At 40.5% G+C, this 11414-nt stretch carries 6 protein-coding genes; 2 read left to right on the forward strand and 4 right to left on the reverse strand.

Annotated features, from left to right (window positions below; genetic code table 11):
• Positions 1 to 44: 44 nt before the first annotated feature.
• From MWU82_RS08230 to MWU82_RS08240, 3 genes are all read right to left on the reverse strand, one after another.
• The gene (locus MWU82_RS08230) at positions 45 to 2360 is read right to left on the reverse strand and encodes a glycoside hydrolase family 65 protein (RefSeq protein ID WP_247096055.1); all 2316 of its coding nucleotides are present in this window, start codon (positions 2358 to 2360) and stop codon (positions 45 to 47) included.
• Positions 2361 to 2466: 106 nt separating this feature from the next.
• Positions 2467 to 3120: a beta-phosphoglucomutase gene (gene pgmB, locus MWU82_RS08235; protein ID WP_215949459.1), complete on the reverse strand. Its 654-nt coding sequence runs from the start codon at positions 3118 to 3120 to the stop codon at positions 2467 to 2469.
• A gap of 161 nt (positions 3121 to 3281) precedes the next feature.
• Positions 3282 to 4301 (reverse strand): LacI family DNA-binding transcriptional regulator, encoded by a 1020-nt coding sequence (locus tag MWU82_RS08240; protein WP_215949458.1) that lies wholly within the window; start codon positions 4299 to 4301, stop codon positions 3282 to 3284.
• Between the two features lie 432 nt (positions 4302 to 4733).
• On the opposite strand from MWU82_RS08240, the gene MWU82_RS08245 reads away from it, so the two are divergent.
• Both MWU82_RS08245 and MWU82_RS08250 read left to right on the forward strand, forming a co-directional pair.
• Positions 4734 to 7856 (forward strand): SusC/RagA family TonB-linked outer membrane protein, encoded by a 3123-nt coding sequence (locus MWU82_RS08245; RefSeq protein WP_247096057.1) that lies wholly within the window; start codon positions 4734 to 4736, stop codon positions 7854 to 7856.
• Between the two features lie 10 nt (positions 7857 to 7866).
• Positions 7867 to 9423, forward strand: a complete 1557-nt coding sequence (locus MWU82_RS08250) for a RagB/SusD family nutrient uptake outer membrane protein (protein WP_247096059.1) — start codon at positions 7867 to 7869, stop codon at positions 9421 to 9423.
• Positions 9424 to 9517: 94 nt separating this feature from the next.
• Here MWU82_RS08250 and MWU82_RS08255 read toward each other — a convergent pair whose 3' ends face one another.
• The gene (locus tag MWU82_RS08255) at positions 9518 to 11170 is read right to left on the reverse strand and encodes a solute:sodium symporter family transporter (protein WP_215949455.1); all 1653 of its coding nucleotides are present in this window, start codon (positions 11168 to 11170) and stop codon (positions 9518 to 9520) included.
• Positions 11171 to 11414: the final 244 nt, after the last annotated feature.

Here is an 11414-nt window from a genome sequence, read left to right on the forward strand (position 1 = left end):
GTTAATTTTTCAAATGTTTTGGGGTGAGTGATATTACTTTGAACTTAATTCACCAGGGAATAGGTTTTCCTGCCAGCGGTTAAAACTACACGTTTTCCGTTTACCCTAATAGACATTTCGTCCGTGCCTTCAAGGTCAAATGTGGTTTCGTTTTCCGTAACCTTCACCTTTAGAATTCTATTCCTAAAATTCACCTTGAAGGAGTAGGATTTCCATTGCTTTGGTATTCTTGGGGTAAAGGATAGTTTGTCTTCCAATATCCGCATACCTCCAAAGCCTTCCACGATGCTCATCCAGGTGCCTGCCATGGATGTAATATGGAGTCCTTCCTTTACTTCTTTATTATAATCGTCCAAATCCAATCTGGAAGTGCGGAGATAAAAAGCATATGCCTGGTCCATTCTGTTCAGCTTTGCAGCCTGAATACTATGAACGCATGGGGATAAGGAAGATTCATGGACGGTAAAAGGTTCGTAAAAATCGAAATGCTTTTCCAGTTCTTCTGTGGTAAAATGGTCTTCAAAAAAATAAAATCCCTGTAGGGTATCTGCCTGTTTTATGTACGGGGATCTTAAAATCCTGTCCCAACTCCATTTCTGGTTAATAGGGCGTTCTTTTTGGTTTAATTTCTTTACAGGGATTAGTTCCTTGTCCAAAAAGCCATCTTGCTGTAAATAAATGCCCAATTTTTCATCGAAGGGAAAGTACATTTTTTTCGCTACTTTGGCCCAGGCCTCTGTCTCATTTTCTGAAAGTTTGGTTACTCCTATAATTCTGTGATAATCGTCTGGATAGCCGTCCTTAACTTTTTGTAGTTCCTGAAGCGCATAATTAATGCACCATTTTGCAATATAATTGGTGTAAAAGTTATTGTTTACATTGTTCTCGTATTCATTGGGACCCGTGACCCCAAGAATTACATATTTGTTCTTTTGGGTAGAAAATGTGGCTCTTTGATGCCAAAAGCGGGCAATCCCGATCAAGACCTCCAGCCCCATTTCCGGGATATAGGTATAATCACTTGTAAAACGGTAATAATTGTAAATGGCAAAGGCTATCGCCCCATTACGATGTATTTCCTCGAAGGTTATTTCCCATTCGTTATGGCACTCCTCCCCGTTCATTGTTACCATGGGATATAGGGCCGCTCCATTTACAAAACCTAATTTTCTGGCATTTTCAATAGCCTTTTCCAAATGGTTGTACCTATAGGTCAATAGGTTTCTTGCTACCTTTTTATTTTTGGTGGCCATATAAAAGGGAATACAGTAAGCCTCTGTGTCCCAATAGGTACTTCCTCCGTATTTTTCCCCAGTAAATCCCTTGGGGCCAATATTAAGTCTGGAATCCCTGCCCAGATAGGTTTGGTTTAAATGAAAAATATTGAAGCGAATTCCCTGTTGAGCCTTTACATCGCCCTCAATGGTAATATCGCTCATTTCCCAGATTTTGGACCATGATATCCTTTGTTGCTCCAACAGGGCCTCAAAACCTATTTCGGTTACTTTTTGCAAAACTTTTTTGGCTGCCAATATCAGTTCATTGGGCTTATGATTGGTAGAGACAGTATATCCGCCAAATTTTATTAGGGTAAGGGTGTCTCCTTTTTTAATGTCCTTTTTAAATTGATGTACTACAGTAGTCTCTGATAAGGCTTCCAGCGGTTTTTCCAATACCAATTCATTGTTATGGAACAATTTGGATTCCATAAAAGTACAGGTAGCGAAATTGGTCTTCATGGTATGGGCCTCGATAAAGGCTTGTGAACCGTCCGTTGTAACCCCTGTGGTATTCCAAAATTGGTCGTCCCAATTGGTGTCCTCATTGGTAATCCCGCTATCAAGATAGGGGTGAAAGGCCATGGCGCTATCCTGGTTTATCGCCTTAATTTGGTATTTAATGGCACCTACTTCATCATGGTCCAAACTAAGGAAGCGGGTAATCTTTACTTCTATAATGGTATCATTGGGCAAAGTAGCCTTAAAGCTACGTGTATACCACCCTTCCTGCATGTTTAATTCCCTGCGAAAATCCTGTACATTTTTACAGGTGTTCAGGTCTAAAGTTTCGCCGTTAATAAGGACGTTGATCCCGATCCAGTTAGGAGCGTTCAACACCTTGGCAAAGTATTCCGGATAGCCGTTCTTCCACCATCCTACACGTGTTTTGTCCGGGTAATATACCCCTCCAATATAACTTCCTTGAAAAGTGGGTCCGGTATATTTCTCTTCAAAATTGGCGCGTTGCCCCATGGCGCCGTTTCCAAGACTGAATAAACTTTCGGAGGATTTTACTCTTTCTTTTTCAAATCCTTCTTCTATGATAGACCAGTTATCGGGCTTTATATAATCTTGATTCATTGTGCTAGTGTTTCTCGGTTATCGCAATGGGGTTTGATGATCAATATCAGGTTCCAAATAGAAAGACACCAAATTAATTAATTATTGTGAATGTTCGTCACGGAGTTTATTCTAATAGCCTATTTAGGAATTTATCATCCATTTTCGTGAAATTTGTAAACACAAATTTTGCCTCGGAAAGCACTTTTTCTTCCCCAATGCCTATGCTCAGCATTCCTGCATTGTTGGCGGCCTCTATTCCGGCAACCGCATCTTCAAAGACTACGCAATCCTCTGGAGGAACCCCCAATTGTTTTGCGGCTATCAAAAAAACTTCGGGATCGGGTTTGGCTTTGGCTACGTGGGTGCCATCTACAATGACATCAAAATAATCCATTAATTTTACCTTTTCCAAAATTGGACGGGCATTTTTGCTGGCGGACCCTAAGGCTATTGGCATGCTGTGATTTTTAAGAAACTGCAGTACCTTTTGGACGTCTGGCAAAATTTCCGATTCATCCATTTTTTCTATAAGGGACAAATAATCCTCATTCTTCTCCACCAGCCATTTGTTGAACTGTTCTTGCGATGCCTTTATGCCCCCAATTTCCAATAGGATTTCCAAGCATCTTTTACGACTTACCCCTTTAAATTGTTCGTTTTGTTCCTGTGTAAATTCAAATCCCAATTCATTGGCCAATTTTCTCCAGGCCAGATAATGATATTTGGCAGTATCCACAATAACACCATCCAAATCAAATATAAATCCAGTTTTCTTCATTGGTTTAAGATATTAATTAAAATTTGGCCGGCACATAAAAGGAGGTGTTTATTGTTGGGGAAATAACCATAGGCGGCCTGTAGTTTTGGACAGAGGGCAATATGGCCAAATTTCGTGCAATAATTGGATAATTTAGACCTCGTAACGAAGTGTTTTGGTTCCTAATTAACGGTTGATCCCCGTTCTATCAATGTAGGTTCCAAAATTCTTGTAACGTAGGTTTCCTCCTCCATATCGTTTTCTACCTTGTCTATAAGTATTTCTGCGGCTATTTCTCCCATTTGTTCACCGTGTTGGGCAATAGCGGTTAGCCCAGGGGAGGCGTATTTGGACAGAAGCCCATCTGTAAAACCAATAAAGGAAATATCCTCAGGAATTTTTAAGCCTTTACTTTGTACGTAGCGCATACTGTGAATGGCAAATATTTCGTTTACACTCAACACGGCGTCTACTTTTTCCCTTTCAAAGAAGTCTTCGATTAGGTTTTCATTGATTTCCATGGAAGGAAATTTTAATATCAGATCTTCATTATATTCTATGTTATTGTCCAACAATGCCTCCTTATAACCAGCAGCTCTTTCCCTACTTACACTTATATAGTCCTCTGAAGTAATTAGGGCTATTCTTTTCCTGCCGTCTTTTATGAATTTGGTGACTGCATTATAAGCGCCCTTTTTATCATTGATGATTACCTTGTCGCATTTTATATCCTCCGCAACACGATCAAATAATACCAAGGGTATGCCCTGTTCTGTAACTTCCTTTAAATGGTTGTAGTCGTTTTTCAATTGTGTGCCGGAGGAAAGGGCCATAATAAACCCGTCTATACTTCCATTGGCAAGCAATTCCATATTTATGACCTCCTTGTCGAAAGATTCATCGGAGACACAGACAATAACATTATAGCCTTTGGCATTGGCGTATTTTTCAATTCCCCTGAAAACTGTGGTGAAAAAATGATGTACGATATCCGGAATTATAACCCCAATATTTTTAGTGCGCTTGTTTTTTAAACTGATCGCAATATTATTGGGCTTGTAATTGTATAGTTTGGCAAAAGCCTGGACCTTCTCTTTAGTGTCCGATCCAATTTCCTCACTATTTTTCAAAGCTTTGGAAACCGTAGAAATGGAAACCCCTAATTCCCTTGCAATATGTTTGAGGGTGATTTTTCTTTTCAAAGGTGTTTTTTTTTCAAGTGAATATACTAGTAAAAATACAAAAGCATTTGCGCTGGTTGGGCACAAATTGGAATAATAAATTACAAGATGTAAAAATAGTATATTCAGGTAAGGAGTGAAATCTATTTTGGATATTTGTTTAAATAGTACATATTTTGGTCAAAATACCATTGAAATAAAAAATGGTGTATATTCGTACAATATTTAACATTTCGGAAATCACAAAAAGGATGGTGATCGGTTGTTTTGCGCTTTGTTTATAGTCACTTAAATGTAAAATTTTACGAAAACGTTTTAGTTAAATTTTTAGCGTTAAAAATAGAAATATAACAATAAATGGAGATAATATTATTTATCTTCGATAATGGAACAAGAAATTTTATGAATTAGTAAACTCAATTTTTTTTTTAACTCAATTAAAACTAACAATGTATGAAGCTTAAATTACTAAAAAGCTTTTTGCTATTTGGAACATTTTTGTGTTTTGGATTAGCATCGGCTCAAGAAGTATCAGGTACGGTATCTGATGCTACTGGCCCCTTACCGGGAGCCAGTGTCGTGGTAAAGGGAACTACCAATGGCGCACAAACAGATTTTGATGGAAATTTTATCATTAGTGATGTGGATGCAAGTTCCACCCTTGTTTTTAGCTATATCGGTTACAAAACACAGGAGGTGGTAGTAGGTAACCAGACCACTCTTAATATAATGATGGAAGAAGATGCACAGGCATTGGCCGAGGTAGTTATCATTGGTTATGGTACTACTACTGTCAAGGATGCCACAGGTGCGGTTTCCGCAGTAACTTCCGAGGATTTTAACGGAGGGGTTATTTCATCTCCCGAACAATTAATTCAGGGTAAAACCGCTGGGGTTCAAATTTCCCAAGGAAGTGGTGAACCAGGTTCTGGTGTTGCCATCAGGATTAGGGGTACTTCTTCGGTTAGATCCAATAACGATCCCTTGTTCGTGGTAGATGGTGTTCCGCTTCCTTCTGGAGGTAGTTCTTCTGAAGGTACGGATATAGGTGTAGGGTCTAGTTCGGCCAGAAACCCACTTAGCTTTTTGAACCCAAATGATATTGAAAGCATGAGTATCTTAAAGGATGCTTCATCAACGGCCATTTATGGTTCCAGAGGTGCCAACGGGGTGGTTATTATTACTACCAAGAGTGGTAAGGGCGGTGCACAGGGAGGTACTTGGGAGTTTTCTTCCGATCTAAGCTTTTCATCACCGGCCAATGATTTTGATTTATTGAATAGGAGCGAATTCCTATCTGCTGTTTCTGCCTTTGGTGGAACTGCTACCGATTTAGGGAATGATACGGATTGGCAATCATTGGTCACCAGAAATTCATCTTCGACCAATAACAACCTTGCCTACTCCCAAAATTATGGATCGGGCAACGTAAGAGCTACATTTAATTACGGGAAACAATTCGGGATAGTCCCAAAATCCTCACAGGAGAGGGTCACAGGAAGAATAAATCTTTCCCAAAGGCTGTTTGAGGATAAGTTAAGGTTGGATTTGCAAACTACACTTTCACGGGTAAATGACGAGGCACCACCATTAAGTGGTAGTGCAGGGTCTACTGGGGATATGTTGGGTGCAGCTTATTCTGCCAATCCTACCTGGCCAGCCAACAGCACTTTCAACCCAGGGGATAGGATCAACCCATTGAACTTGTTGGAGAACTGGCAAAGTTTAACCTTTACCGATCGTTTTCTAGTCAATTTTTCGGCCTCATATGATATTGTGGAAGACTTAACGGCCAAGGCTACCGTAGGTTACGATAAATCCAATTCTACGCGTGAAGCTGAATTGGGCAGTAAATCCTTTAATGTAGGCCGTGGTGCCGGGGGTAATGGTAGAGGTACCTTAAATGACCTTAATTTGGAGAATAGGTTATTGGAATTGACCTTGTCATATAAAAAAGAGTTCGATAATTCAGTATTGGATGTTCTAGGAGGTTTCTCCTATCAGGATTTTAATACGGAAGGTAGAAATGTTGAAGGTTGGGGTTATTCCACAACCAATTTAAACTCCATGGCCAGGAATTTAACCGATGCCGCGAGTAAGATAGAATCTATGATAACAGGCTCTTACCAGCAATATGGTTATGCCACCGGGGGTGATGCCGATCTTTTTGTGAATAGGCTTTTTCCAACACCGGAAACTGATAAGTTGGGAGAGGTAAGTATTCCTGTGAAATCTATTTTCACAAATACCTTCGACAATACGGACGAGTTACAATCCTTTTTTGCCAGGGCCAATTATAGTATAGCAAGTAAGTATTTGTTTACTGCAACGGTCAGGGCCGATGGTTCTTCACGTTTTGGTGAAAATAACCGATATGGTATTTTCCCTTCCGCAGCTTTTGCTTGGAAGATCAATGAAGAAAATTTTATGGGGGACGCAATGTCTACCTTAAAACTTAGGTTGAGCTACGGTATTACAGGAAACCAGGATGGTTTGGGATATGGCCGTTTTGCGCGTAGGGAACGATATTCCACTACGATTAATGGTGATCCTAATATCAGTGATGGTGGAGACGTAAACGTTCCTGGTATTACAACCGTGGAATTTGCCAATCCTGATCTAAAATGGGAGGAAACTACCCAATATAACGTAGGTCTGGATTTTGGGTTTGCCAATGATCGTTTTAGCGGATCGGTTGATGTGTATCGCAAGGAAACTAGGGATTTACTGCTTAATATAGAAGCGGCCCAGCCTTCCCCACAGCCCACTTTTTTCCAAAATTTGGATGCTGTTGTGTTGAACCAAGGAGCTGAATTCTCCCTAAATTACGATATCTTACAAGGAGATGATTTTGATTGGACTGCTGGTTTTAACGTGGCCTATAATAAAAATGAAATTACGGATTTCGACGGAGAGATTGCAGCGGGAACCATTCGCGGTGCTGGTCTGTCCAACGCCTTTGCCCAACGCTTGGCTTCCGGACAACCTTTGTATTCCTTTTATTTGAGGGAGTTTACAGGTTTCGATGCCAATGGGAACCCTGTGCATGAGGGTGGTGTGGATAACCAACAGTTCGTGGGTAAAAGTGCCCTACCGGATTTCACAGGAGGTTTCTCTACCTCTGCCAGTTATAAAAACTGGTCTGCATCCATGTATTTTAATGGGCAATTTGGAAACTATATTTACAACAATACCGCCAACGCCTTTTTTACCGGAGGTGCCATTGGTAGTGGTAATAATGTAACCCAGAATGTGGTGGAATTGGCAGGACAGGAAGGTAGATTTGCAGAAGCTTCGGTTTCTACTAGATTCTTGGAGAAAGGCGATTTTGTGAGACTGCAAACAGCTTCTATTTCGTATGACGTTCCCTTAAAGGATGGCTTGTTCAAGTCTATGAGACTTAGTCTTACCGGTCAGAACCTTTTTGTGATTACCGATTATTCCGGTCTTGATCCAGAGGTTAGTGTGGCGCCGGCAAGTGCCGCTCTACTAAATGGTCTACCTATAGCGGGTATCGATTATAGTGCCTTCCCAAGACCAAGAACATACACATTAGGATTTAACGTAACTTTTTAATCATAGCATTATGAACATACAAAAATATATGAAACCCGTTTTCGGCTCCATATTTGTGCTGGTAGGACTTGTTGCCTGTACCAACCTGGAGATAGAAGAAACGGATTCGATCATAACTAAGGCGACCAGTGGCGGATTTACACCAGTGGCCAATCCGGCCTCCTCACTTAGTGACCTTTATAACAAAGTGGGTGGCGATTTTGCAACTCAAGAAAACATGTACGCCATGTCCGAAGTTACTACGGATGAGCTTTTGATACCAACTCGTGGAACGGACTGGGGCGATAATGGGATATGGAGACAGCTGCATACCCATACTTGGACCCCTGCGCATTTATTTATTAAAAATGCCTGGAACAATTTAAATCAGAATGTATTTAGGGCTTCAGAGATTATAGAAAGTAATCCGGATGCTGCAGTATTGGCGGAAGCCAAATATCTAAGGGCATTCAATATGTTTTTTCTGATGGACTTTTTTGGATCCGTTCCTTTTAGGGAAGTGGATGAAGGTCCGGAAATTAATCCTAAGGTCTTGACCAGAAGTGAGGCTTTCAGCTTTGTGGAGTCTGATTTATTGGCAGCATTGCCGGGCTTGCCCGATGGTAGTCCAGGTACCGCCAATACGGGAACTGCTACTAAGGCTGCAGCGAATTTTCTTTTAGCCAAATTATACCTTAATTCCCATATCTATAACGGGGGTGCTGTTGAAGATGCCAATATGCAAAAAGTAATAGATGCTGTTGATGATATTGCGGATTTGGGCTTTGGAATAGAAACGGGGTATTTTCAAATATTCGAATCCTCGGATGATATTGAGACTATTTTCTATTTGAATAGCGATATTGGCGCGAGGATATGGAATAGTATGCATTACAATATGAACTCCCCGGATAATACTGGTGGTGGCTGGAACGGATTTTCAACATTGGCCGAATTCTATGATTCTTTTGAAGGTGATCCCAATAGCAATTATGTGGGCAATGGCCAAGAAGAAAGAAGAGGTTGGGTTCCGGATGCTTCCAATGCCAATAATGTTAATTTAGGTCTTGGGTACGGCTTTTTGATCAATCAGCAGTACAATGAAGACGGGACTAAATTGAAAAATAGACAGGGAGGAGATCTAATACTGAAAAAGGAATTGACTTCCTTGGTAGGAAATGGAGAAGCCGATGGTATCAGAATTCTTAAATATCACCCGAATGACGGGGGAGAAATAAACTCTTTTAGAAAGCACCAGATTCTGTTTAGATATTCCGATGCCCATTTGATGAAGGCCGAGGCCATGATGCGTATGGGAGAGAATATAACCTCAATGGTCAATGAATTGCGTCAAGCTAGGACCAACACCCCTAATTTGCCCAGTGTTACAGAGGATATATTATTGGCAGAACGCGGTAGGGAGCTATATATAGAATTTTGGAGAAGGAACGATTTGGTTCGATTTGATAAATTTACCGCCCCTTGGGGTTTAAAGGAGGTAAGTGGAGATCCCAATTTGAATCTTTTCCCCATTCCGGAAACTGCATTGCTTTCCAACCCTAATTTGGTTCAGAACCCAGGATACTAAAAATTTATTTTAGGTGTATATTGAAAAAGAGGGCTGTTCGTTTGAACAGCCCTCTTTTTATGTGGTAAAGGTGTTTGGCTCTATTGCCGGATAACTATTTGGCAAAATAAATATAGATCCCTACTACTATAACGCATATAGCAATCCCTACATGGTTTACATATTTATAGGGTTCAATAGAGACTTGTTTAGTGTATTCCAATTCAAAGGCTTCTTTTCTAGGGAAAAATTTTCCTATAAGAAGCATTATCGCTGTATTGGCAATAAACAATATGGCCATAATGTGCAAAAAGTGTGGATAGGCATCTGCCTCTACTAATTTCAATGCGGCAGGGTCCGTAATGCCCGACGCCTTGGCTGCTTCCAAGGCATTTTCTACAAACTTGCCCTTGAGGATAAACTGACTTATAATATATAATAATGATCCGGAAAAGATGCCGATTTTGGCCGCAATGGCAGGGACTCTTTTGGTTAAATACCCTACTACAATAATGGTGAAAATTGGAATACTGTATATACCGTTTATTTCCTGTAGGTAATTGAACAAACTTCCGGCATTGGCGATCATCGGAGCTATGAACATGGCGGCCAAGGCCAAACATATTCCAAATATCTTTCCATACTTAACCACTGTTTTTTCAGGGGCTTCCTTATTTATATGTTGTTTGTATATATCAATTCCGAACAGGGTTACCGAACTGTTGAGCACACTGTTAAAGGAACTTAAAATGGCCCCGAACAATACAGCCGCAAAAAATCCGACCAAAGGTTTTGGCAATACGGCACGTACCAATTCTGGATAGGCAAGGTCACTTGAAGCCAAACCGCCATCAAAATAATAGTAGGCGATCATTCCGGGCAATACCAAAATTAAGGGTCCCAGAATCTTTAGAAAAGAGGCCAACAATAATCCTTTTTGGCCCTCGGCCAAATTTTTGGCTCCCAAGGCCCTTTGAATAATTTGTTGGTTGGTGCCCCAATAAAAAAGTTGCACTAGCATCATACCTGTAAAAATCGTTGAAAATGGTACTTCCTGTCCGGCTTCACCGGTAGAGTCAAATCGTGCGGCATCCGAAGTAATTAAATTATCAAGACCCGTAAACATATTTCCGTCCCCTATGGCCATCAATCCAAAAATGGGTATTAAGATTCCACCAATAATGAGTCCAACGGCATTAATACTATCCGAAACAGCAACAGCCTTAAGTCCGCCAAAAACCGCATAAATAGACCCAATGACTCCAATACCCCAAATGCACAATACCAGGGCGGTTGAATCTGAAACCCCCAAAAGTTCGGGAACATTGAACATGCCACTGATCGCCACGGATCCGGAATATAGGATAACGGGTAAAAGAACTACTACGTAGCCTGTTAAAAAGAGGCCTGAAGTTATGGTTTTTGTGGTTACATCAAATCTTTTTGCCAAAAACTGGGGAATGGTGGTAAGCCCTCCTTTTAAATACCTTGGTAATAAAAAAACGGCCGTAACTACCATGGCAATTGCCGCCAAGGTCTCCCAGGCCATTACCGATAGACCATCGGTATAGGCACTTCCGTTAAGACCTACAATTTGTTCTGTGGAAAGATTTGTTAAAAGTAAAGAACCTGCGATTACTCCGGCGGTAAGGCTTCTGCCCCCCAAGAAATAACCGTCAGAGGAACTTTCATCAGTTTTTCGGGTAGCTAGGTAGGCAATAAGGGCCACTAAAAGGGTAAAGCCTACGAAAGAAAGAATTCCTAACATTATAAAATCGAGTTTAATTGATTGTTGGGCTAAATATATTGGATTATTTATAATATATGGCATGGATATTCACTTTATCACAAAATGCAATTTTCAGGCATATCAAAATTCTATCGGTAAAGCGCAAAAAAATATCAATTATTAACAGTGCCTACACCTGTAATTTATTGAACTTTGGTTATCTTGGCCTTAATTTTTAAAGGGTGGTTTTTTCCCTTTGGAAACCAGCTTTTATAACGATTTT

This window comes from Arenibacter sp. S6351L (assembly GCF_023016025.1).
GTDB lineage: Bacteria > Bacteroidota > Bacteroidia > Flavobacteriales > Flavobacteriaceae > Arenibacter > Arenibacter algicola_B.